20 protein-coding genes are annotated in these 21520 nt (G+C 71.6%); 11 read left to right on the top strand and 9 right to left on the bottom strand.

Annotated elements, in window-relative coordinates:
* Positions 1–7: 7 nt before the first annotated feature.
* A complete protein-coding gene (locus LZ198_RS19100) occupies positions 8–1006 on the bottom strand; it encodes an endonuclease/exonuclease/phosphatase family protein (protein WP_253973438.1) in 999 nt (332 codons plus the stop codon).
* A gap of 254 nt (positions 1007–1260) precedes the next feature.
* On the opposite strand from LZ198_RS19100, the gene LZ198_RS19095 reads away from it, so the two are divergent.
* Together LZ198_RS19095 and LZ198_RS19090 are read left to right on the top strand one after the other, a co-directional pair.
* Positions 1261–1788, top strand: coding sequence for a hypothetical protein (locus LZ198_RS19095; RefSeq protein ID WP_253973437.1), 528 nt, complete (start codon positions 1261–1263; stop codon positions 1786–1788).
* Positions 1789–1930: 142 nt separating this feature from the next.
* A complete protein-coding gene (locus LZ198_RS19090; RefSeq protein WP_253973436.1) occupies positions 1931–2461 on the top strand; it encodes a hypothetical protein in 531 nt (176 codons plus the stop codon).
* A gap of 57 nt (positions 2462–2518) precedes the next feature.
* On the opposite strand, the gene LZ198_RS19085 is transcribed toward LZ198_RS19090, so the two are convergent.
* On the bottom strand, positions 2519–2920 hold the full coding sequence (locus LZ198_RS19085) for a DUF3037 domain-containing protein (protein ID WP_253973435.1): 402 nt from the start codon (positions 2918–2920) through the stop codon (positions 2519–2521).
* Positions 2898–3683, bottom strand: coding sequence for a HipA family kinase (locus LZ198_RS19080; RefSeq protein ID WP_253973434.1), 786 nt, complete (start codon positions 3681–3683; stop codon positions 2898–2900). The genes LZ198_RS19085 and LZ198_RS19080 overlap by 23 nt, the downstream gene beginning before the upstream one ends.
* 221 nt (positions 3684–3904) lie before the next feature.
* On the opposite strand from LZ198_RS19080, the gene LZ198_RS19075 reads away from it, so the two are divergent.
* From LZ198_RS19075 to LZ198_RS19065, 3 genes are all read left to right on the top strand, one after another.
* Positions 3905–5509: a S8 family serine peptidase gene (locus tag LZ198_RS19075; protein ID WP_253973433.1), complete on the top strand. Its 1605-nt coding sequence runs from the start codon at positions 3905–3907 to the stop codon at positions 5507–5509.
* A 189-nt stretch (positions 5510–5698) separates the two neighbouring features.
* Positions 5699–6136, top strand: a complete 438-nt coding sequence (locus LZ198_RS19070) for an organic hydroperoxide resistance protein (RefSeq protein WP_253973432.1) — start codon at positions 5699–5701, stop codon at positions 6134–6136.
* A gap of 223 nt (positions 6137–6359) precedes the next feature.
* Positions 6360–6905, top strand: a complete 546-nt coding sequence (locus tag LZ198_RS19065; RefSeq protein WP_253973431.1) for a GNAT family N-acetyltransferase — start codon at positions 6360–6362, stop codon at positions 6903–6905.
* A gap of 440 nt (positions 6906–7345) precedes the next feature.
* On the opposite strand, the gene LZ198_RS19060 is transcribed toward LZ198_RS19065, so the two are convergent.
* Positions 7346–7669: a DUF4286 family protein gene (locus tag LZ198_RS19060; protein WP_253973430.1), complete on the bottom strand. Its 324-nt coding sequence runs from the start codon at positions 7667–7669 to the stop codon at positions 7346–7348.
* Positions 7666–8886 carry a DUF6068 family protein gene (locus tag LZ198_RS19055; protein ID WP_253973429.1) on the bottom strand — a complete coding sequence of 407 codons (1221 nt, stop codon included), beginning with the start codon at positions 8884–8886 and terminating at the stop codon, positions 7666–7668. The genes LZ198_RS19060 and LZ198_RS19055 overlap by 4 nt, the downstream gene beginning before the upstream one ends.
* A 112-nt stretch (positions 8887–8998) precedes the next feature.
* Here LZ198_RS19055 and LZ198_RS19050 point away from each other — a divergent pair, with 112 nt between their 5' ends.
* Positions 8999–11026 carry a hypothetical protein gene (locus LZ198_RS19050; RefSeq protein ID WP_253973428.1) on the top strand — a complete coding sequence of 676 codons (2028 nt, stop codon included), beginning with the start codon at positions 8999–9001 and terminating at the stop codon, positions 11024–11026.
* Here LZ198_RS19050 and LZ198_RS19045 read toward each other — a convergent pair.
* On the bottom strand, positions 10992–12701 hold the full coding sequence (locus LZ198_RS19045; protein WP_253973427.1) for an amidohydrolase: 1710 nt from the start codon (positions 12699–12701) through the stop codon (positions 10992–10994). The genes LZ198_RS19050 and LZ198_RS19045 overlap by 35 nt on opposite strands.
* Before the next feature lie 405 nt (positions 12702–13106).
* On the opposite strand from LZ198_RS19045, the gene LZ198_RS19040 reads away from it, so the two are divergent.
* The gene (locus LZ198_RS19040; RefSeq protein ID WP_253973426.1) at positions 13107–13622 is read left to right on the top strand and encodes a hypothetical protein; all 516 of its coding nucleotides are present in this window, start codon (positions 13107–13109) and stop codon (positions 13620–13622) included.
* Between the two features lie 31 nt (positions 13623–13653).
* On the opposite strand, the gene rnz is transcribed toward LZ198_RS19040, so the two are convergent.
* Positions 13654–14577, bottom strand: coding sequence for a ribonuclease Z (gene rnz / locus LZ198_RS19035; protein WP_253973425.1), 924 nt, complete (start codon positions 14575–14577; stop codon positions 13654–13656).
* A 113-nt stretch (positions 14578–14690) separates the two neighbouring features.
* On the opposite strand from rnz, the gene LZ198_RS19030 reads away from it, so the two are divergent.
* The 4 genes from LZ198_RS19030 (at position 14691) to LZ198_RS19015 (ending at position 20491) form a co-directional block, all read left to right on the top strand.
* Complete coding sequence (locus LZ198_RS19030; RefSeq protein WP_253973424.1) at positions 14691–15389, top strand: DUF2293 domain-containing protein; 699 nt, start codon at positions 14691–14693, stop codon at positions 15387–15389.
* A gap of 134 nt (positions 15390–15523) precedes the next feature.
* Positions 15524–16243, top strand: a complete 720-nt coding sequence (locus LZ198_RS19025; RefSeq protein WP_253973423.1) for a TetR/AcrR family transcriptional regulator — start codon at positions 15524–15526, stop codon at positions 16241–16243.
* A complete protein-coding gene (locus LZ198_RS19020; protein WP_253973422.1) occupies positions 16240–17352 on the top strand; it encodes an efflux RND transporter periplasmic adaptor subunit in 1113 nt (370 codons plus the stop codon). Before LZ198_RS19025 ends, LZ198_RS19020 begins: the two co-directional genes overlap by 4 nt.
* Positions 17353–17377: 25 nt before the next feature.
* Positions 17378–20491: an efflux RND transporter permease subunit gene (locus tag LZ198_RS19015; RefSeq protein ID WP_253973421.1), complete on the top strand. Its 3114-nt coding sequence runs from the start codon at positions 17378–17380 to the stop codon at positions 20489–20491.
* Positions 20492–20534: 43 nt separating this feature from the next.
* Here the strand turns inward: LZ198_RS19015 and LZ198_RS19010 are convergent, their stop codons facing one another.
* Together LZ198_RS19010 and LZ198_RS19005 are read right to left on the bottom strand one after the other, a co-directional pair.
* A complete protein-coding gene (locus LZ198_RS19010) occupies positions 20535–21032 on the bottom strand; it encodes a hypothetical protein (protein ID WP_253973420.1) in 498 nt (165 codons plus the stop codon).
* A gap of 8 nt (positions 21033–21040) precedes the next feature.
* On the bottom strand, positions 21041–21466 hold the full coding sequence (locus LZ198_RS19005) for a hypothetical protein (RefSeq protein WP_253973419.1): 426 nt from the start codon (positions 21464–21466) through the stop codon (positions 21041–21043).
* Between the last annotated feature and the right edge of the window lie 54 nt (positions 21467–21520).

Below are 21520 nucleotides of genomic sequence, written 5' to 3'. Positions count from 1 at the left end.
AGGGGCCTCAGCCCACGATGGGGAGGGAGGCGTCCGGCGTCGCGAGCGTGACGGGCGCGGCGTCCAGCGCGAAGCGCGCGATGATGGGCATGTGGTCCGAAAGCCCGTGGAAGCGGCTCTTCAGGTCGCCGAAGGGGCTGGTCTCCTGGGCGTCCAGCCAGCGGATGCCCGCGCTGGAGAAGACGTGGTCCAGGTGCATGCGCATGTGCATGAAGCCGGCGGTGGGGAAGCCCCGCGACACGTTCGGGTCGATTTGCCCGACGGCGGCCTGGGCGCACGTCAGGCGCGCGTCGCCGGTGAGGTAGCGGAACACGGGCGACGACGGCGGCGAGTTGAAGTCGCCGCAGATGACGAAGGGCTCGTTGGCCGAGTGCGCGCTGACGAAGTCCGCCAGCTTGCGCGCCTCGTGGAGCTGGTTGACGCCGCAGCCCATCTTGTCCTTGGTGGACCAGAACTCGCGCGCGAAGGGCGTGGGCAGGCTCAGGTGCGTGTTGAAGACGTGGAAGGGGCGTCCGTCCGCGCGGCGCACCAGGCGCATGTGCGCGCAGATGCGGCTCTGCTTGCGGTCCTTCAGCCGCTGCACGTGGTGGTGGGTGATGGCCTGGGGTGAGGCCACGTTGTGCGTGTCCACCTGGAGGACGCGCGTGTTGACGAGCACCGCGAGGCCGGTGGTGTAGAGCGACACCTCGCCCAGCTTGTAGTGGTGCGCGCGGAAGTAGAAGGCCTCGTACGGCATCTCCCGCGCCTGGGCGGCGAACGTCTCCTCCATGCGTCCCATGAAGGCCATCAACTGGGTCTCGCCGGGCTGCTTGGGCCGGTGGGCGATGGTGCTGCGCAGGGACGTCGTCTCCACCTCCTGCAGGCAGACGATGTCGGGCAGCGGGTCGAGCGACGCCAGGGCCGCGGCCACGCGGCGCTTGGGCCCCATGGTGCTCGCCAGGCCGCGCAGCATGTGGCCGAAGTAGCGGACGTTGTAGGTGACGATTCGCAGCGCAGGGTCGCTCATGCGTGGTCCATGCCCCGTGGGCACCGGGTAAAGCTACTAACAGCCAGGTCCTCTGGCTTCTCGTCGATGCAAGTCCCTCCAGGGGGAGGGCCGCCGGCTGTCCGGCAGGTCGCTCCAGGTCGTTGCTGGATGAAGGGCATTGTGCCGGTCCCTTGCAACCCCTCCGGGCGGGGTCTCTCATGGATGGCCGCCGGGAGGGCGGGTGCCGGGCCCGGAAGCGTCGTGGAACCAGGTTCGAGGAGAGGGACAGCCACATGGGAGAGAGCGTCGGGCGCGTGGGACTCCGGGTCGTGCTCGCGGCCCTGGTGACGGGGTGCGGTGGTTTCGAGCGCAGCGTCTACGACATCGAGCTGGACGCCGAGGAGCTGGGCGCGGTGCCCTTCCAGTGCGTGGATGGGAGGGCGGGGAAGGGGGAGCCCTGGGACCTCGTCGCCCAGCAGCGCTGGACCCTCACCGCGGGCGGATATGGCGACGCGCGGATGGAGGTTCCGGGCTTCTATCGGACCCGCTTCCACGGCGATACGGGCGTGTCGGACGACGTCCCGTACATCATCGGAGGGTCGTCGTCCTCGGAGGGCCCCTTCCATTTCCTGACCCTCGACTCGGACGCGGACGACGAGACCTCCTACACCTATGCGCACCGCTTCTTCATCGACGGGGACTCGCTGGAGGCGGACCGCATCGAGGGGTTCGTCGAGACCAGGACCACGTGGTCCAGTTGGATGAGCGAGGGGACGTGCTCGTCCCGGGTGCGCTTCACAGGCCACCGCGTGGCCGAGTAGCACCGCGCGGCCACCCCGGGGAGGGTCGACGCGACGCGCGCTTGATGAGCGGCGTGTGTCTGGGTTTCATGGACGCGGGCCACCGTGGGCTCCTGGCCCGGAGGGGCCCGAGGCACGCGTCACGATGGGAGGAGCGATGTCGATGAGAGGGACTGCTGGGAAGTGGGGAGCCGGGGCCGCGCTCGCGGGGCTGCTGGTGGGGTGCGGCGGGTTCGAGAAGAGTGTCTACGACATCGAGCTGAACGCCGAGGAGCTGAGCGATGTCCCGTTCCGGTGCGAGAGCGGCACCGAGGGCCACGAGGGCGCCTGGGACCTCCCCGTGCAGCAGCGCTGGACCATCACCGCGGGCGAGTACGGCGACACGCTGATGCAGGTCCCGGGGCTCTACCGGACCCGGTTCCACGGGGACACGGGCGTGTCGGATGACGTGCCGTACGAGCTCGATGGGACGAGGTCCTCGGAGGGCCCCTTCCAGTTCCTGGCGATCGACTCCGCCGATGGCGAGGAGGGGTCCTTCCTCTTCACCCATCGCTTCTTCATCGACGGGGACTCGCTCGAGGCGGACCGCATCCAGGGCTTCCTCGAGACGCGGACCACGTCGTCCGACATCCTGACGGGCGAAGGCTCGTGCAGCGCCCGGGTGGGCTTCACCGGGCGGCGCGTGAAGCAGTAGCCGGTCTTCCTCGAGACGGCGCCCGGGGAGTCCGTGGCGCCCGTCTCCACCTGGCGCTCACCCCGCGCGCTTCACGCGCACCACGGTGTCCACCAGGTGCTCCAGCGCGGCGCGGGGTTCGCCCTGGCACAGCCCGGAGTGCACCGGGCCCGTCTGGAGCATGGTGCTGCGCGGGGCCACCAGCCAGTGCCAGCGCTCCTTCTGCGGCAACTGCCCGATGGGGCCCGCGCCCTTGCCGCCCTCGCAGACGCGGCGGAAGCTCTCCAGGTGGCCGCGCACCAGCTCCAGGTCGACGTCCGGCGCGAGCGCCTGGAGCCGCGCCTCGTCCAGCTCCACGCGGGCGCTCAGGAAGCGCTGCGTGGTGCAGAAGAGGACGACGCCCACGTTGATGAACTCCTCCCGCTCCACCCGGGGCATCACCCGGATGATGGCGTAGTCAAACGAGCTGGGCGCGGGCACGGGCCGCCTCCTCGAGGAACGCGGGCAGGGCCTCCACGCGCTTGAGCAGCCACGTGACGTACGCCGCGCGGTGGGCCTCCACGGACGGGAAGGGCGACTCGGCCGCCGCCAGCCACGCCTCGGGAATGGCGGCCACCGTGCGCTCCACCACGTCGCGCGTGAGGCGCCCGCGCAGCAGCGCCTCCGTGTCCTTCAGCGCCCCCGCCCACGGCAGCAGCACGTGGTCCTTGATGGGCGCGAAGCGGCCCTGGCTGCGCTCCTCCCAGTCCACCCACGCGTGGTGGAAGTAGAGCGAGGCCCCGTGGTCGATGAGCCACAACTGCCGGTGCCAGCACAGCAGGTTGGGGTTCTTCGGCGTGCGGTCCACGTTGGTGATGAAGGCGTCGAACGCGACGATGGCGGACGCCTCCGGCACGCTCGGGGTGGGCTCCGCCAGCGGATCGAACGTCACCGACCCGGGCAGGTAGTCCAGCGCCAGGTTGAGCCCCGCGCTCGCCTTGAGCAGCTCCCGGATCTCCCCGTCCGGCTCGTTGCGGCCCAGCGCCGGGTCCAGCTCCAGCAGCACCACCTCCGGGACGCGCAGCCCCACCTCCCGGGCCAGCTCCCCGGCGATGAGCTCCGCGATGAGCGCCTTGGCCCCCTGGCCCGCCCCCCGGAACTTCACGACATACAGCCCCGCGTCATCCGCCTCGACGATGGCGGGCAGCGAGCCCCCCTCGCGCAGGGGCGTCACGTAGCGCGTGGCGACAATGGTCCTCGGCATCCGCCTCTCTCCGTCCTCGCTCCGGGCCTCGTCCCGGTGGTGCGGCGAGGACGCCCGGAGGGCCCTCTTCCTTCCGGAGGGGCCCCGCGGGGCCGCGCTCTACCACGCCATGGCGGGACCCGGTTGCACCCGGAGTGGAAAATACGGCGCGCGAGGAAACATCTCCTGACGAGGTGCGACAATGGGGGACAGGCTGCTGATCCCCCACGGAGCCCACATCCATGACCGTCACCCGCAAGCCGCTGTCGCTCCCGACCACTCCCCGTCCCAGCGAGGCCTCGCGCCCCGAGTCGTCGGCCCCGTCGAGCGCCGGCCGCGTGGTGGCCCGGCCCGGCAACACGAACGGTGACGGCTTCGAGTCGGCCAAGGCCGCCCGCCCGTCGAACTTCGTCGACCGTCCCACCGGTCACCGCCCGGACCCGAGCGCCCCCGTGCTGCCGGCCACGGCGTTCGCCTTCGGCTCGAAGAAGGTCGCCGTCGGCACGCGTGACGCCTCCACGCCCGTCACGCTGAAGGCGTCCGCCACGCCCAACACGCCGGTGAAGGACCTCTCGACGGTGACGTCCACCGTGTCCTTCGACCAGGACGTGGCGCTGGACTCGCTGAAGCTGAACCTGGACCTGCCCCACACCTACAAGGGTGACCTGGTCGTCAAGCTGACCAGCCCCTCCGGCAAGAGCGCGGTGGTGCACGACCGCACGGGCGGCAGCGCGGACGACGTGAAGGGCACGTTCGACCTGAGCACCGCGTTCCAGGGCGAGAAGACGAAGGGCACCTGGACGCTGTCCGTCGAGGACAAGGCGCGCGCGGACACGGGCACGCTGAAGAGCTGGGGCCTGGAGGCGACGGGCAAGGCGCAGGGCACGGACCCGGTGGACCCCAAGCCCCCGCGCCCCACGGGTGACCCGGTCATCGCGGTGTTCGACGGCGGCGTGGACTACAAGCACTCCGACCTCGACAGCGCCATGTGGGTCAACGAGGGCGAGGTCGCCGGCGACGGCATCGACAACGACGGCAACGGCATCGCGGATGACGTCCACGGCTTCAACGTCGGCTTCAACAGCGGCGACGTGCTGAAGGGTGACGGCACGGACCACGGCACGCACGTGGCCGGCATCATCGCCGCCGAGGACAACGGCCAGGGCAACACCGGCATCGCCGCGGGCAAGGCGAAGATCATGAGCATCGGCGGCCTGTACGACGGCGCGGACCTGCTCACCAACTTCGAGCGCGGCGTGGACTACATCGTCAACATGAAACAGGAGCGCGGCGTCAACGTGCGCGCCCTCAACGCCAGCTTCGGTGACGAGTACCGCGACGCGGCCTCGCAGGCGCGCTGGACGGCCGCCGTGCAGAAGCTGGCGGACGCGGACATCCTGCTCGTGGCGGCCACGGCCAACGGCTACGGCAGCAACATGAACAACGTGGCGGACATGCCCGCCAACCTGGACCTGCCCAACGTCATCACCGTGGCGTCCATGGACAAGAACAACGACAAGCTGGCGCGCTTCTCCTCCCACGGCGACAAGGTGGTCGAGCTGGCCGCGGTGGGCGAGGACGTGCTGAGCACCGTGCCCGGCGGCAAGTGGGAGAAGATGAGCGGCACCTCCATGGCCACCCCGACGGTGGCCGGCGCCGCGGCCCTGATGTTCGCCGCCAACCCCGACCTGACCGCCGCCCAGGTGCGTGACCTCCTGGTGAAGACGGTCGAGGTCGACCCGGACCTCAAGGGGAAGGTGAGCACCGGCGGCAAGCTGGACATCAAGGCCGCCGTGAAGGCCGCCGAGGAGTTCGTCGCCACGCCCGCGACGGTCGCCACCCGCTGATGACTTCCGGACTCCCTCGGAAGAGGGAGTCCCCACGCATCCCGAGAGCCCCCGGCCGTCGCGTATCCTCACGCGGCGCCCCCGGGGGCTTCTTCTTGGTTCGATTCAGTTGCGCACAATTGAATGGTGCCCTAGTAATTGGCCATGACGGTGGACGTGAGGTCCACCGTCCCACTCGAGGAGAACGTCATGGCCCCGGTCACCATCAGCCCCCTGTACACCGCTCACGCCACCGCCCACGGTGGGCGCAACGGCAAGGTCCAGTCGTCCGACAAGGTCATCGACCTGCCGTTGGTGATGCCCAAGGAGCTGGGCGGCGCGGGCGGCGCGGCGACGAACCCGGAGCAGTTGTTCGCGGCGGGGTACTCGGCCTGCTTCGAGAGCGCGCTGCGGCTGGTGGCGGGCAAGGTGGGCGTGAAGCTGGGCGCGGACGCGGGCATCGCGGCCTCGGTCACCATCGGCAAGACGCCGGACGGGGGCTTCGGGCTGGCGGTGGAGCTGAAGGGCATCCTGCCGGGCATCCCCCGCGACCAGGCGGAGAAGCTGATGCACACCGCCCACGAGGTGTGCCCGTACTCGCGCGCCACGCGCGGCAACATCGACGTGAAGCTCTCCGTCGCGGAGTAGGTGGAGTAGCGCGCCACCCGCCGCCCGTGTCGGCCGCGACACGCGGGGATTCCCGTAGGGAGGCCGCACGGCTTCCCACCCGCGCGTGCCGGCCACACGCGCTCGCGTCTCGCGCCGACGCGGGCGCGCGTCCGTCCCGCCGCGTCTCCGCCTCGGACGGTGGGCTGGGTGAATACTGGCATGTCCCTTGAAGTCGGAAACCGACAGAAGGGGGGAAGCCGGAATGCGTGAGCGTCAGCTCATTCCCATGGAAGTGGTGGGGAACGTCGTGGCGGGTGCGGTGCGGTTGTTGTTGGAGGACCCGGACATCGACGAGTCGTTCGGATGGTGGCGGCCCGAGGCGGGTGGGCGGCCGCCGGGGCCGTGGAGCGCGGCGGAGGGGACGCGGCTGTTCGCGGTGGCGGAGCGGGGTGAGGGCATCATCGGTCTGGCCGCGCTGTCGAACATCCGCCGCGAGGAGCGCTATGCGCGGGTGAGCTGCGCGGTGACGGCGCGGCACCGGCTGGGTGGCGCGGGCCACTGGGCGATGACGGAGGTCATCCGCCGGGGCGTGCGGAGCGACGGCGTGCGGCACCTGGAGACGAGCGTGCGCGCCGGCAACGAGACCGCGCGCCGGGTGCTGGAGTCACTGGGCTTCCTGCCGCTGGTGACGCCGTCCTTCCCACGGGAGGAGGGACGACCGGGGAGCCACGTGTACCTGCGGCTGGACCTGCCCTCGAGCGCGCGCGGCCACTTCCTGCTGTCCCGGGTCCGGGCGCTGTGCGCGTGACGTCCGGTACGCTCGTGACGCGGTGACGCGGGGCGTGACTGCCATGGTGGCAGCGGCTCCACGCGGGCGCCGCGGAGGGCGCGTGAGGACGTGCGACGCGGTGATGCGTGGGGGGCTCCTCGTGGGCGCGTCCTTCCTGTTGCTTGGGGCGACTGGCTGTACCCGCCACGGGAGGGTGGAATGCCGCATCGACGAGGTCGTCGGGGGCGGCTGCGAGAAGCTGCCCACGGCGAATTCTCCCTGCGACTGCCCGCCGTCGGACCTCCGCGACGCGTTCTGTCCTCAGGACTCCGCGCGCGCGAAAGGCGCGGGGGGCTCGTGATGGTGCGCTGGCGGCCAGAACCGTGAGCGTCGGCGTCCTGGGCCGCGCGGCCTCCAGCGCTACCTCCACGAACGAGTCTTCCGAGGCGACCGCCGCCCTCGTGGGAGCGGCGGACCTCTCAGAACCGCTTCACCTCGGTGAGCACCTGGCGCGAGTGCCGCGTCACGCCGCCGAAGTGGCGCTCCGACTCCGCGCGCAGGTGCTTCGCCGCGTCGCTGACCGTGTACTGGCGGAAGTGCTCCACGCTCGCCAGCTCGTAATGACACACATAGCGGACCCAGCCATCCGGCGCGTGCTCGGTGTCGCGCCACTTGCGGCACGCGAGGAAGCCCGGCTCGCGCAGCACCTCGGGCACGTGGGTCGTCTCGTGCCACAGGTTCCACCGCGCCTCCGCGCCGGGCTCCACCTCGATGACCACCGTGTAGAGCGTGGGCGTGCTCATGGCAGCCACGTCCCCCAGTCCGCCAGCCGCACGCCGCCCGCGGACTCACGCTTGCCACGCGCGGGCGTCCGGTAGAGCGTGTCGTCGAGCGGCCCGAAGCGCACCTCCACCGCGAGCCCGTTCAGCGACGGCTCCCACAGCCCGGCCGCATACACCCGCGAGCGGATCTGCTTCGTCGGCCCCGCGTCCTCCGCCGCGTCGAACTGGAGCACCGGCACCTTGTGCGCGCCGAAGCTCGCCGTCTCGCGGACCGGCGGCGTCGTGTTCGGCTGTGCGGGAGGCCAGGTCGGCGTCTCCAGCGCGTCCCAGACGAACGTGAGCAGCACCTCCTCCAGCGGCACCACCTCCGCGTGCGAGAGGTCCCGGCACGTCTCCGGGTCGGGCGACGTGGGCGTGGGGACGGCCTGCCGCAGCACGTAGCCGCGCTCGGCGCCCAGGCACGTGCGCGACACCGTGACGGGGCCCGTACCCTCCACGTCCATCCGCGTGTCGAACCAGGTGCCCGGACCCAGCGGACGCTCCAGCTCCGGCCGCGTCCCCGTCCCACCCTCCTTGCCCTGGCGCACCTCCACGAGCGTGAGCTGGTAGCTGCCACCCCCGCCGAAACCCGACAGCGTCGTGCTCGCGTCGAGCAACCCGTTGGTCAGGTACGCCGGCCCCACGTCCGTCGCGTAGAGGCGATTCTGCAACGGGCCGTCCACGGGGCGATTGTCGTGCAGATAACGCTTCGCCTCCCACGTGCGCCCCGCGGCGGTGGGCTGCTCGACGCTCTCCACGCCCTCGCGCTTCACGTCCAGCGGACGCGTCCCGTCCGTGCGGACCGGCAGCACCAGCGGACGGGACAGCCGCGGCAGGTTCAGCGGCGCGCCCGCGTCGTCCGTGAAGATGACGGCCAGCCATACCCAGGAGGGCTCCAACGCCACCACCTCCAGCGCCACCACGCCCGCCGCCGCCATGGCTCGCGCGTTGCCCAGCGGGGTGCGATTCGCGGAGAACGCGTAGGCCACCCGGTCTCCCACGCGGGCGCTCAACCAGGGGGAGTTGCCCTTCACCGGTGGGAGCGCGCTCGGGGGCGCCTGCTCCTCGCCACCTTGCGTCACCGGTGCGCCATCGGAGGGGCTGACGGCGCGGGGGCGCGTGCTCTCGCAGCCTGCGCCGAGCACCAACGTGGCGCACAACGTCGCGAGTCGGGTCGTGGGGAAGGAAGCGCGGGACATGCTCATCGGGCGACTCCTCATGGGGCCTGGGCGCGGCATTGCGCGACCCCGGGGCCCGCTTGATACACCGGGGACGCGGGGCCGTCCCCAACTTCCTGGAGTTCCAGTCCTCATGCCCACGAATCTGCCCATCCGCCGTGTCGTCCTCTACAAGCATGGAGTCGGCTACTTCGAGCGCCGGGGAGGGACGAAGGGCAGCGACGCGCTGCACCTGGACTTCAAGGCGCGCGACATGAACGACGTGCTCAAGTCGCTGACGGTGCTGGACCTGTCGGGCGGCTCGGTGTCGGCGGTGAGCTACGACTCGACGAAGCCGCTGGAGCAGCTCCTGGCGGAGGCGACCATCCGCATCCCCGAGGACGGCAGCCTCACGGCGCTGCTGGGGCAGATCAAGGGCGCGCGCGTGCGTGCGCGCGTCGGGGGCGGGCAGGTGGAGGGCGCCATCATCGGCCTGGAGTCGCTCGCGGTGGCGGCGGGCGAGACGAGCGTGGTGCGCCCGTTCCTCACGCTGCTGACGGGCGGCTCGCTGCGCACGTTCGACGTGCTCGAGATCGCGGAGCTGGAGTTCCTCGACGAGGCGGTGCGCAAGGACCTGGAGTTCTATCTGGCCACGGTGCTGTCCTCGTACAAGAAGGACAGCAAGCGCATGTCCATCCTCACCACCGGCGAGGGCGAGCGGGACCTGTTCGTCAGCTACGTCATCGAGGCGCCGGTGTGGAAGACGAGCTACCGCATCCTCCTGGACGAGGGCGAGCCGCCGCTGCTCCAGGGCTGGGCGCTGGTGGACAACACCGGGGACGAGGACTGGGTGGACGTGGAGCTGGCGCTCGTCGCCGGGCTGCCGGTGTCGTTCGTCCACGACCTCTACAGCCCGCGCTACATGCAGCGGCCCGTGGTGGAGGTGAAGACGGAGGCCGCCGCCGCGCCGGTGATTCCGGAGGAGGGCTACGGGGCCGAGGCGTCCATGCTCCGCGAGAGCCTGGACGCGGCCCCGGCGATGGCGGCGCCCGCGCCGGCGATGGCCCCCGGCGGACGCGCGCGCGGCCTGATGCGCAGCAAGTCCGAGCTCGGCGGGCCCGGGTCGGCCGGAGCCCCTCGGCTGCGCGACGCGCTGGAGCAGAGCAACAAGGTGACCACGCTGACGAAGGAGGTGGGCGACCTCTTCGAGTACGGCGTGGACCGGCCGGTGACGGTGCACCGCAACCAGAGCGCGCTGGTGCCCATCCTCCACAAGCCGTTCGAGGGGCGCCGGGTGCTCCTCTACAACCGGGCCACGCGGGAGAAGAACCCCATGGCCTGCATCGAGCTGAAGAACACCACGGGCCTGACGCTGGAGGGCGGCCCGGTGACGGTGACGGAGGACGAGCGGTACGTGGGCGAGGCGATGCTCGACACCATGAAGCCCCGCGACACGCGCTTCGTGCCGTACGCGGTGGAGCTGGGCTGTGTGGTGTCGGTGGAGGATGCGGGGTGGGACGACGGCCCGGTGTTCCGCGCGGTGCTGAGCAAGGGTGTCCTGAAGGTGGAGTACTCCCGCATCCGGCACACGCGGTACCTGGCGCGCAACAAGGCGCCGCGGGAGCAGGTGCTGTTCGTGGAGCACCCGCGCGACAGTTGGGACCTGATGAAGGACTCGCCGGAGCCCGCGGAGACGACGGACGGCTTCTGGCGCTTCAAGCAGGTCCTCGCGCCCGAGGCGCACGTGGAGCTGAAGGTGTCCGAGCGCGCGTTCGCCTCGCAGCACTACGCCCTCACCAACGTGGTCTCCGACCAGGTGGCCTTCTTCCTGTCGCAGCGCTACGTGGACGAGGAGCTGGCGCGGGCCCTGCGTGAAATCATCGCCGCGCGCGAGAAGGTGGCGACGATGGCGCGCGACGAGCAGCAGCTCACCGCCGAGCGCACCCAGCTCTTCAAGGACCAGGAGCGCATCCGCTCCAACATCGAGTCCCTGAAGAGCGGCGCCTCCCAGCGAGAGCTGGCCGAGCGCTTCGTCACGAAGCTGAACGAGCAGGAGGACCGGCTCGAGGCCATCGGCCGTGAGCTGGAGCGGCTGGCGAAGGAGCGGCAGGCGGCGCAGGACGAGCTGAGCCGCCGGGTGGCCGACCTCAGTTTTGCGACGGAGCTGTCGACGCCGGCGTAGCGGGCGCGCGATACGTCTCGTCGCCGCCCACCACCGTCAGGCGCACCTGGGCCCGGGGGAGCTCCGCGACGGGGGCGTCCACCGGGTCCACGGACAGCGCGACGAAGTCTGCGTCCAGGCCCGGCTGGAGCCGGCCCCGGCGCGCCTCCGCGAACGAGGCGTAGGCGGCGTTGGTGGTGAAGCCCTCCAGCGCCTCCTCGCCGCTCAGCCGCTGGTCCGCGTGCCAGCCTCCCTCGGGCGCGCCGTGGGCGTCCTGTCGCGTCCGCGCGGCGTACAGCCCGAGCAGCACGTCCGGGCGCTCCACGGGGAAGTCGCTGCCCAGCGTCAGCCGCGCGCCGGCGTGCTTCAGCCGCTGCCAGGCGTAGGCCCCCTGGATGCGCGCCTCGCCCACGCGCGTCTCCGCCCAGGGCATGTCGCTGGTGGCGTGCGTGGGCTGGACGCTGGCGATGTAGCCGTCATGGCCCAGCCGCTCGATGTCCTCCAGCCGCATCACCTGCGCGTGCTCCACGCGGTGGCGCCCCTCCTTCGTCCCGGTGGCCGCCGTGGCCTGCTCGAGCGTGTCCAGCACGAGCGTGTTGGCGCGGTCACCGATGGCGTGGGTGCACACCTGGAAGCCCCGGCCCATGAACGCCTGGACGCGCTTCGCGTAGTCCTCCGGCGTCAGCAGCAGCAGGCCCTTGTGGCCGTGCTCGTCGCTGTACTCCTGGTGCAGCGCCGCGCCCCGGCTGCCCAGCGCGCCGTCGAGGACGAACTTCACGGCGCGCAGCGTGAGCCGCTGGCCCTCGTACGGGCCCTCGGCGAGGAACGTCTGCGTGTCCGCGCCCTGGCCGTCCGCCATGACGTAGACGCGCAGCGGCAGCCGGCCCTCGCGGTCCCAGCGCTGGAGCAAGCGGAACGTGCGCAGGTCCATGCCCGCGTCGTGCACGCCGGTGAGCCCCGCCTTCGCCGCCCGGGCGAGCGCCGCCTTCAGCCACGCCTCGTGCTGCGCGGGCGTGGGTGGCGGCAGCACCTTCGCGACGAGGTTCATCGCGTTGTCCACGAGGATGCCGGTGGGCTCGCCATCCGGCCCCTTCAAGATGCGCCCGCCCACGGGGTCCACCGTGTCGCGGGTGATGCGCGCGCGCTTCAGCGCCTCGCTGTTCACCCAGTACGCGTGCCCGTCGATGCGGCTGAGCACCACGGGCGTGCCGGGGTGCTTCGCGTCCAGGTCCGTCCGCGAGGGGAAGGCCTTCTCCGGCCAGTCGTTCTGGTCCCAGCCCTGACCCACCAGCCACTCGCCCTGGAAGGACGTCTGCTCGGCCGAGGCGACGCGCGAAAGCGCCTCCTGCTTCGTCTCCGTCCCCGTCAGGTCCACCGTCACCAGCCCCTGGCCCAGGCCGGCGAGGTGGCCGTGGGAGTCCGTGAGGCCGGGGACGATGGTCGCGTCCCCCAGGTCCACCACGCGCGCGTTCGCGCCGGCCGCCGCGAGCACCTCGTCGCGAGTCCCCGTCGCCAGCACCTTGCCGTCGCGCACCGCGAGCGCCTGGACCGTGGGGTGCGCCGCGTCGAGCGTCCGCACCCGCTGTGCCACGTACACCGTGGTGCCTTTCGCCGCGCCCGGCGCGCTCCGCGAGCAGCCCGCCGCGCCGGAGAGGAGGAGCACCGCCGTCAGGATTCCGCCGAGTCGTCGCAGCATCGTGTCGCGCACCTTCCCGAGAGGTCGCCCCGGGCCTGGGGCGAACGCGCGACACTCTGGCCCACCCGGTCATCTCCGGCCAGCGACGCGCGCGCCAGCGCCTGGAGTCGCCGTGGGGGCCCACCGCTCGCCCGGCGGCCCGGACGCGGAGTCGTGGGAACCCGCGAGGCGGAGGTGGGCCCGGCACGGGCGCCCGGTGCAGGTTCCGCACTCCACTTCCGGTGCCGTGTCCGGGACGGGGAGGCAACGGCCCCCCGCGGCTCGCCACTCCGGGGTCGCCCATGCGCCCGGTGAGGGCATCCATTCGAGCAGGTATTTGCGCTCGGCAATCATTCCGGCGAGGACTTGGCGCGCGACTTGACGTGAGGGATGGTGTGGCTTTCCCACATGTCTGGAGTCATGAGCATGAACCTGTCGAAGTCCCGCCTTGGGGCTACCGCGTTGCTGGCCGTCATCGCCGTGGGTCTTGCCGCCGTCTCGGGGTGCGCGGGGCGTCGCCGCGAGGCCTTCCTCTTCGACAAGACGCGTGACCACGTCTACCGCAAGCCCATCGCCGAGGTGTGGCCGCAGGCCATCGCCCTCCTCAAGGAGAAGGGCTTCTCCATGCGCGCCGGCAAGGAGGGCTTCGAGGCGCAGACCGAGTGGCTGATGCAGGGCGCGCCCTCGTCGCTGGGCACCACCCAGGCGCGCTACTACGTCAAGGGCGTGGAGAAGGGCCCGGGCCAGTGCGCCATCGAGTTCCACAAGCAGCTGGCCACCGAGGCGCGCGGCGCCGACAACGCGCGCAAGGAGATGACGGAGTCCGTCGGCAACCAGTCCGGCAACTTCAACCGCGACATGGAGATGGAGTGGGAGCTGCTCCAGAAGGTCGACGCGGAGTCCGCCAGCGCGCTGCGCGCCGAGTCCGAGAAGATCCAGTAGTCCGCTGGGCCCGGGAGCGCCGCTCGCGCCGTCAGTCGCGCAGCGGCAGCTCCAGGGTGAGGCCGTCGTAGGCGACCTCCACCGGCCCCTTGTACTCCTCGCGCGCCTGCACGAGCAGCTTCGAGGGGTCGGTGTCGTGACGGCTGGAGAGGTGGGTGAGCACCAGCCTGCGCGCCCCCGCCTCCCTCGCCACCCGCGCCGCCTCGCGCGCCGTGGAGTGCCGCGTCTCCAGCGCGCGCTCCTGCTCGTCGTCGGAGAACGTGGACTCGTGGATGAGCAGGTCCGCGTCCTTCGCCACGCGCACCACCGACGCACACGGGCGCGTGTCCCCGGAGATGACCAGGCGGCGGCCCGGACGCGGCGGCCCCAGCACGTCCTCGGGCTTCACCGTGCGGCCGTCCGCCAGCACCACGCTCTCGCCGCGCTGGAGCTTGCCGAAGTCCGGTCCCGGCGGCACGCCCAGCTCGCGCGCCTTCTCCAGGTGGAAGCGGCCCGGCCGGTCGTCCTCCACCAGCGCGTACGCCAGCGCGTTGATGCGGTGGTCCACGCCCACCGCGTGCAGCGCGTAGCCCGAGCGGGGGATGACGTCCCCGTCCTTCACCTCGTGGATTTCGACGGGGAAGGACAGCGTGTCCAGGCCCAGGTGCACCGCCTGATGCAGCAGCCGCCGCGCGGGCGGCGGCCCATAGAGGTGCATGGGCGTGTCGCGGCCCATCATCCCCAGCGTCCGCAGGAAGCCGATGATTCCCAGGTAGTGGTCGGCGTGGAAGTGCGTGAAGAAGACCGCGTCCACGGTGAAGCCCGTGCCGAAGCGCACCATCTGCCGCTGGCTGCCCTCGCCGCAGTCGAACAACAGCAGGTCGGCGTCCGCCTTCACCGCGAGCCCGGACAGGTTGCGGTGCAGCGTGGGCTGGGCGGCGGAGGTTCCAAGGAAGGTGAGTCTGAGGAGGGACATTCCGGCACTTCCCACGGCGAAGAGGACCTCCCGCGCCGACACACGGGCGCGAGGCGGCCATTTAGCAGGGTTTCGCGTCGCCCGTGCTATGAGCCGGCCCCCGAGACACCCCCATGCCTGAATCCCTGACGTTCGCCCCCACCCCCGACCCCCGGCGCGTGCGTGCCCCGGACGGACGCGTCCTCTCCGTCCCCGAGGGCTGGGCCCTGCTGCCCCCCGGCGACGCGGGCCTCACCCGCCGGGTGAAGGCCGCCGGCCCCACCTGGACGGTGGTGGAGAAGGTGGGCCGCAAGCTCTTCTCCCGTGGCGTGTGGGCCCCCGAGGCCCACATCGTCCAGGCCCGCGCCGTCCTCGACGCCGAGCGCGCCACCCCCGCCTACGCCCGCAAGCTCGCCGCCGGACGCGAGCGCCGCGCCCGCGAGCAGGAGGAGTACGAGGTCGACTTCGCCAACGCCGTGCTCCGCTTCCTCGCGTTCTCGCCCGCCTGGCTGCCCCACGCCAAGCGCATGGCCGTCCTCGTCGCCACCCACGCCACCCCCGTGGGCAGCGGCACCGTGGCCCGGACCGAGCGCATCCCCCTGGAGCGCCGCGCCGAGGCCGCCGTCATCGCCTGGATGCGCCACCAGACCACCCGCTACGACGACATGAAGATCGCCCGCGTGAAGGGCGCCCGGCGCGAGGTGCGCCGCGACCTGGCGGACATCTCCCGCGCCGTGCTGGACCTCCACCGCCGCGACGTGCCCCACGGGGCCACCGCGTGTCCGCTCTGCACCGCCCTCCAGCATGTGGGGAGCGGTACCCCCAAGGCCTGACCCCTCCCCGTGAACCGGGGCGCCCGCCGGGTTTCTGACCCGCCGTTCAGTCACCTTGCGCCATTAATGACCCGCGGGTTAGTTATGGGCACGCCATGCCCCGACCCGCCGATCCACACGCGAGGGAAGCCCTGATGACCGCCGCGCGGGCGGAGTTCGCCCGCAGGGGCCTGAAGGGCGCGCGCATCGAGGACATCACCGCCGCCTGCGGGCTCTCCAAGGGCGCCTTCTATCTGCACTTCGAATCGAAGGAGGCGCTGTTCGGGGAGGTGGTGACGTCGTTCGAGGCGCGCCTGAACGAGGTGAACGAGCGGCGCATCGCGACCGCGGAGGCCCTCATCCGCGAGCACGGGGTGCCCAGCCCCCACGACCGGATGGAGGGCTCCGAGCGCTACCAGCGCTTCAGCTCGCTGGACACCACCTTCGACCTGGAGGCGCTGGAGCTCATGTGGGCCAACCGCGACCTGATGTCGGTGCTCGTCAGCGGCAGCCAGGGCACGCCCTTCGAGAGCCTGCTGTGGCGGGTGACGGACCAGCAGGTGGCGCGGGTGGCCCGGGACTTCCGCCGGATGCAGGAGGTGGGCGCCGCGGACCGGGAGATGGACGCGGACCTGTTCGGCTCCATCATCGTCGGCGCGTACCTGCTGCTCACCCAGCAGATGGTCCGCCTGGAGGAGAAGCCGGACCTGGCGGCCTGGGCCCGGACGCTCCACCGCCTCTGTGACCACGGCACCCTCCCGCAGGCGGACGCGGAGCCCGTCCCGGCGCCGCGCGCCACCCGCCCTCCCAACCCTTCCCAGCGCCGGCCTTCCGCCCGCGCGAAGCCCCGCCACACCTCGAGGAAACGCTCGTGAATCCCACCCGGAAGAATCCCATCCTCCGCGCGCTCGCCACCGCGGGTGTCGCCGTCGTGGCGGTGTCCCTCCCCGGTTGCACGAAGGCGGACGCGTCCTCCACACCCGCTGCCGCGACGGCGGGCGCCGCCAAGGCGCCCCTCGTGAAGCTCATCGAGGCGCGCGCGGTGCGCGCGGCCCCTCACGAGGAGGTGACGGGCACGCTGTTCCCCGCGCAGGCGCTCCAGGTGGGCTTCGAGGTGGGCGGCCGGCTCGCGCTGGTGAAGGGCGGCAAGGGGCAGGTGGTGAAGAAGGGCGACGTGCTCGCCCAGCTGGACCCGGAGATCGCCGACGCGCAGGTGGCGCAGGCGGAGGCCGCGGTGGCCGCCGCCGACGCCGCGGCGTCGATGGCCGCGGACGTCGCCGCCCGCAACCTGAAGCTCCAGGCGGAGGGTGGGGTGAGCGACCTGCAGAACCGCTCCACCGCGTCCTCCGCGGCGCAGGCCCAGGCGCAGTTGCTCGCGGCGAAGGCGCAGCTGGCGCAGGCGCGCGCGGCGCGGCGGCGCCACGACCTGAAGGCCCCCTTCGCGGGCACGCTCGTCGACGCCCCCGAGCAGATTGGCGCCACGGTGGGACCGGGCGCGGCGCTGTTCGTCCTGGAGCACCTGGACACGCTCCTGTTGAGGACGACGGTGGCCGAGTCCCTGCGCTCGCGGCTGAAGCCCGGCGTGAGGGTGCGGGTGGAGTCCATCGGCTCGCGCGTCTTCACGGAGGACGCGGTGGTGCGCAACATCCTGCCCTCCGCGGACCCCGCCACCCGGCGCGTGCCGGTGGAGCTGGCGGTCCCCAACGCGGACGGCCGCTTCGTGGCGCACACCCTGGCGCGCGCGGTGCTGCCCCTGGGCGAGGACCAGGACGCGCAGGTGCTGCCCGGCACGGCGCTGGTGTCCTCCAACGGCGACCACGTGCTGGTGGTGGACGACGGCAAGGTGCGCCGCGTGGACGTGCAGGTGCTGGAGCGCCGCGAGCGCGAGCGCGAGGTGGTGGTGCTCTCGTCGGCGCCGCTCTCGCGGGTCATCGACTATCCCACGCCCGACCTCTCCCAGGGCTCGAACGTCTCCGTGAAGTAGCCGAAAGGTCCCGGGAGCCCCTCCAATGTTCCTCAGCGACGTCTCCATCCGCAGGCCCGTCTTCACGGTCATGCTGTCGCTCTGCCTCATCGTCCTCGGACTGATGGGGCTGGGCCGGCTCGGCACGGACCTGTATCCGGACGTGTCCTTCCCCATCGTCGTGGTCAACACCGTCTACAAGGGCGCGGGCCCCGGCGAAATCGAGACCCAGGTCATCAAGCCGGTGGAGGACGCGGTCGCCGGCATCAGCGGCGTGGACCGCATCCACTCCTACAGCCGCGAGAACCTGGGCACGGTGGTGGTGCAGTTCACGCTGTCCACCAACCTGGACCGCGCGGTGCAGGAGGTCCGCGACAAGGTCGCCGGCATCGCCAACAAGCTGCCGCAGACGGCGGACGCGCCGGTGGTGAGCCGGGTGGACCTGTCCGCCACGCCCATCCTCACCTACGCGGTGTCCGCGAACATGCCGTCGCAGCAGCTGCGGCGGCTCATCGACGACCGCATCAAGCCGGCGCTCGCCCAGCTGGAGGGCGCGGCGGAGGTGCGCATCACCGGCGGCGACACGCGCGAAATCCAGATCGACCTGGACCTGGACAAGGCGCGCGCGGCGGGGGTGTCACCGCTGGACATCGCGCAGCGGGTGGGGGCGGAGAACCTGGACCTGCCCGCGGGGCGACTGCTGCTCGGCTCGAGCGAGCTGACGGTGCGCTCGCTGGGGCAGTTCCGCGACGTGGACGAGATTCGCGCGCTGCCGGTGGCGCGCAGCCGCACGGGCGCGCAGGTGCGGTTGGATGAAATCGCCGCGGTGACGGACGGGGTGGCGGAGCGGCGCACGGTGGCGCGGCTCAATGGCCAGGACGCGGTCATCCTGGAGCTGGTGAAGCAGCCGGGCTCCAACACGGTGGCGGTGAGCAACGCGGTGAAGCGGGTGCTCGCGGCCATGGGGCCGGAGGTGGGGCAGGGCTTCAAGGCGACGCTGCTCATCGACCAGTCGGAGCTCATCAAGGAGAACGCGCACGAGGTCTGGGTGGCGCTCGTCTTCGGCGGCGCGATGGCGGTGCTCATCATCCTGATGTTCCTGTTGGACGGGCGCGGCACGTTCATCTCCTCGCTGGCGTTGCCCACGTCGGTCATCGGCACGTTCTTCGTGATGTACGCGCTGAGCTACACGCTGAACCAGATGACGCTGCTGGCGCTGTCGCTGGCCATCGGTCTGCTCATCGACGACGCGGTGGTGGTGCGCGAGGCCATCACCCACCGGTTGGAGCAGGGCGAGGACCCGATGAGCGCCGCGTCCAACGGCACCAAGGACGTGGGCCTCGCGGTGCTGGCGACGACGCTGTCGCTGGTGGCGGTGTTCGTGCCGGTGGCGTTCATGCCCGGCATCGTCGGCCAGTTCTTCAAGCAGTTCGGCATCACCATCTCCGCGGCGGTGCTCGTCTCGTTGTTCATCTCCTTCACGTTGGACCCCATGTTGTCGGCGCGGTTGGCGAAGCGGCGCGTGCCGGGGGAGCACCACCGGGAGAACGCGGTGGCGGCGGCGCTGCGGCGGTTCCTGGACGGCACGGAGCGCTTCTACGCGGCCATCCTTCGCTGGGTGCTGGCGCACAAGTGGACGACGGCGGGCATCACCGTGCTGGTGCTGGTGCTGTCGTTCGGCGCGGCGAGCCGGCTGGGCGCGGAGTTCCTCTCCGCGGAGGACCGCTCGCAGTTCCTGGTGGACCTGACGCTGCCGGACTCGGCGAGCCTCCAGGAGACGGAGTCGCGCACGGCGGAGGCGGAGGCCGCGCTGCGCAAGCTGCCGGAGGTGGCGGACATCTACGCCATCGTCGGCACCAACGGCGACGTGAACAAGGCCCGGCTGCGCGTGCTGACGGTGCCCAAGGGGCAGCGCACCAAGGGCATCCCGGTGCTGAAGGAGGAGGCGCGCGCGGCGATGACGGGGCTGGTGGCGACGCGGGTGAACCTGAGCGACCCGCCCATCCTCGAGGGCCTGGGCGACTACTACCCCATCATGGTGCGCGTGACGGGGCCGGACCTGGCGCGCGTGAACCAGGAGGCGGAGCGCATCGCGGGAATCCTGAAGAGCCTGAAGGGGACGGAGGACGTGCGGGTGGAGGCCAATCCGCCCAAGCCGGAGCTTCAAATCCACATCGACCGGGCGCGGGCGAGCGACGCGGACGTGAACGCGGCGGGGTTGGCGACGCAGCTCCGGTTGGCCATCAGCGGCGACGTGGTGGCGAAGCTGCGCGAGGGGACGACGGAGACGGACATCCGGGTGCGGCTGGCGGAGTCGGACCGGAACACGCCGGAGCGGGTGCGGCAGTTGGAGGTGTTCACGCCGCGCGGGCTGCGGCCGGTGACGGACCTGGCGGCGGTGGAGCTCCGCGACGGGCCGAGCGTCATCGAGCACGAGAACCGGGAGCGGCAGCTCGCGGTGTACTCCCAGTTGGCGAAGGGCGCGGCGCTGGGTGACATCGCCGGGGAGCTGAAGGCGCGCGTGGCGGCGGAGCCGCTGCCGCCGGGGTATGCGATCGTCTACGACGGGCAGATCAAGAGCCTGGCGGAGCAGAACGACGCGTTCGGCCTGGCGGGAGGGCTGGCGCTGGTGTTCATCTACATGGTGCTGGCGAGCCAGTTCGAGTCCTTCAAGCACCCGTTCACCATCATGGTGTCGCTGCCGCTGGCGCTGGTGGGCGCGCTGTTGAGCCTGGTGGTGACGGGCTACCACCTGTCGATGGGCGCGATGATCGGCGTCATCCTGTTGATGGGCCTGGTGACGAAGAACGCGATCCTGCTCATCGACGGCGCGTTGCAGCACCTGCGCGAGGGTGACTCGGTGGACGAGGCGCTGATGAAGGCGGGGCCGCGGCGGTTGCGGCCCATCCTGATGACGAGCGCGGCGATGGCCATCGGCATGGTGCCCACGGCGGTGGGCACGGGGACGGGCTCGGAGTTCCGCGCGCCCATGGCCATCTCGGTGATTGGCGGTGTCATCACCTCCACGTTCCTGACGCTGCTCGTGGTGCCGGTGGTGTTCGCGGCGGTGGAGCGGCTGGGCTGGCTGGGGAGTCGCAAGGGGGCCGCGCCGCCCGCGCCCGTGCCCCAGCCGGCCGGAGGCCCCAGCCAGGCCGCGTGACGTCCCGCGCGCCGGCCCTCGCGGTGGGGGCCGGTGTGGCGGGTCAGTCCCGGAGGCCCGCGAACCTGCGGGCCTCCGAGAGAATCTCGGAGTCGGGGAACACCTGCCTGGCTCGGGCCGCGGTCGTCGCGGCGCCCTCGGTCTTCTCCTGCTCTGCGAGGGACTCGATGAGGCCCGCCCAGGACTCCTCGAGGACGGCGAGCGCCTTGGTCGCCGCCTCACGGTAGAGGGACTCCGCCTCGCCAGGGGCATCCCGCACCACGCTCTGGAAGCGGGCCATGCCCACGAGCGCCTCGGGTGAGCGATTCGAGGCCTCGAGCGCGTGGTGGAGGACCCGCTCCACCTCGTCGAAGAACGCGTCGGGTCGGGCGACGTCCTCCTTCCCCCAGAGCATGGCCCTGCTGGAGAGCAGCAGGCCGGGGACGAAGGAGGGGCAGAGGGTGCGCAGTCGCTCCAGGTGCTGGAGTTGCTCCGCGCTGCCTCGTTCCATCGAGAGGGCCGAGGACAGCAGTCGCTGAAGCTCAATGGGGCTCGGGTGCATGCGGACTCTCACAGCTTCTGGAGCAGGCGGGAATTGTCCTTGGCGACGTCCTTGAGCAGCTTGAGCGCCACCTGGAGCTCCTTCTTCGTCCCGACACTGAAGTCTGCCGCGTCATACATCTTCTGGAGCTGGTGTCGGGTGAAGTCCTTGAGCCGGGCCGGGAAGGAGGGGACGCGTTGCAGCCTCGCGGGGATGTCCCCCAGCTTCATGGAGAGGTCCGCGATGGTGCGCCTGAAGCTCGCGGCCGCGGAGTGCTCGATGAGCCCCGACGTGGCGGACTCCTGGATGAGGACCTCCGCCTCGGCGAACTGACCCTCGCCAATCAGGTGCACGATGCGCGCTTCCGCGCTGTTGCGGCCGAAGCCTCCACCGCCGCCGCTGTCCGGATGCGCGCACGAGACGAGCAGGGCCCCGAGGACCAGCAGCGTGAGCATCCCTCCAGCGCGTCGGCCCTGACGGAGCATGACGGGTGAGCGTAGGCGTCACGT

The sequence above is a fragment of the Myxococcus dinghuensis genome (assembly GCF_024198235.1).
Classification (GTDB): Bacteria; Myxococcota; Myxococcia; order Myxococcales; family Myxococcaceae; genus Myxococcus; species Myxococcus dinghuensis.
Note: the sequence above shows the minus strand (reverse complement) of the source record. Positions and strands in the feature narration are given on the sequence as shown.

Coding starts and splice junctions, on each gene's coding strand:
- LZ198_RS19100 (WP_253973438.1), bottom strand. CDS start 1,006: ATGAGCGACCCTGCGCTGCGAATCGTCACCTACAACGTCCGCTACTTC.
- LZ198_RS19095 (WP_253973437.1), top strand. CDS start 1,261: ATGGGAGAGAGCGTCGGGCGCGTGGGACTCCGGGTCGTGCTCGCGGCC.
- LZ198_RS19090 (WP_253973436.1), top strand. CDS start 1,931: ATGAGAGGGACTGCTGGGAAGTGGGGAGCCGGGGCCGCGCTCGCGGGG.
- LZ198_RS19080 (WP_253973434.1), bottom strand. CDS start 3,683: ATGCCGAGGACCATTGTCGCCACGCGCTACGTGACGCCCCTGCGCGAG.
- LZ198_RS19075 (WP_253973433.1), top strand. CDS start 3,905: ATGACCGTCACCCGCAAGCCGCTGTCGCTCCCGACCACTCCCCGTCCC.
- LZ198_RS19070 (WP_253973432.1), top strand. CDS start 5,699: ATGGCCCCGGTCACCATCAGCCCCCTGTACACCGCTCACGCCACCGCC.
- LZ198_RS19065 (WP_253973431.1), top strand. CDS start 6,360: ATGCGTGAGCGTCAGCTCATTCCCATGGAAGTGGTGGGGAACGTCGTG.
- LZ198_RS19060 (WP_253973430.1), bottom strand. CDS start 7,669: ATGAGCACGCCCACGCTCTACACGGTGGTCATCGAGGTGGAGCCCGGC.
- LZ198_RS19055 (WP_253973429.1), bottom strand. CDS start 8,886: ATGTCCCGCGCTTCCTTCCCCACGACCCGACTCGCGACGTTGTGCGCC.
- LZ198_RS19050 (WP_253973428.1), top strand. CDS start 8,999: ATGCCCACGAATCTGCCCATCCGCCGTGTCGTCCTCTACAAGCATGGA.
- LZ198_RS19045 (WP_253973427.1), bottom strand. CDS start 12,701: ATGCTGCGACGACTCGGCGGAATCCTGACGGCGGTGCTCCTCCTCTCC.
- LZ198_RS19040 (WP_253973426.1), top strand. CDS start 13,107: ATGAACCTGTCGAAGTCCCGCCTTGGGGCTACCGCGTTGCTGGCCGTC.
- rnz (WP_253973425.1), bottom strand. CDS start 14,577: ATGTCCCTCCTCAGACTCACCTTCCTTGGAACCTCCGCCGCCCAGCCC.
- LZ198_RS19030 (WP_253973424.1), top strand. CDS start 14,691: ATGCCTGAATCCCTGACGTTCGCCCCCACCCCCGACCCCCGGCGCGTG.
- LZ198_RS19025 (WP_253973423.1), top strand. CDS start 15,524: ATGACCGCCGCGCGGGCGGAGTTCGCCCGCAGGGGCCTGAAGGGCGCG.
- LZ198_RS19015 (WP_253973421.1), top strand. CDS start 17,378: ATGTTCCTCAGCGACGTCTCCATCCGCAGGCCCGTCTTCACGGTCATG.
- LZ198_RS19010 (WP_253973420.1), bottom strand. CDS start 21,032: ATGCACCCGAGCCCCATTGAGCTTCAGCGACTGCTGTCCTCGGCCCTC.
- LZ198_RS19005 (WP_253973419.1), bottom strand. CDS start 21,466: ATGCTCACGCTGCTGGTCCTCGGGGCCCTGCTCGTCTCGTGCGCGCAT.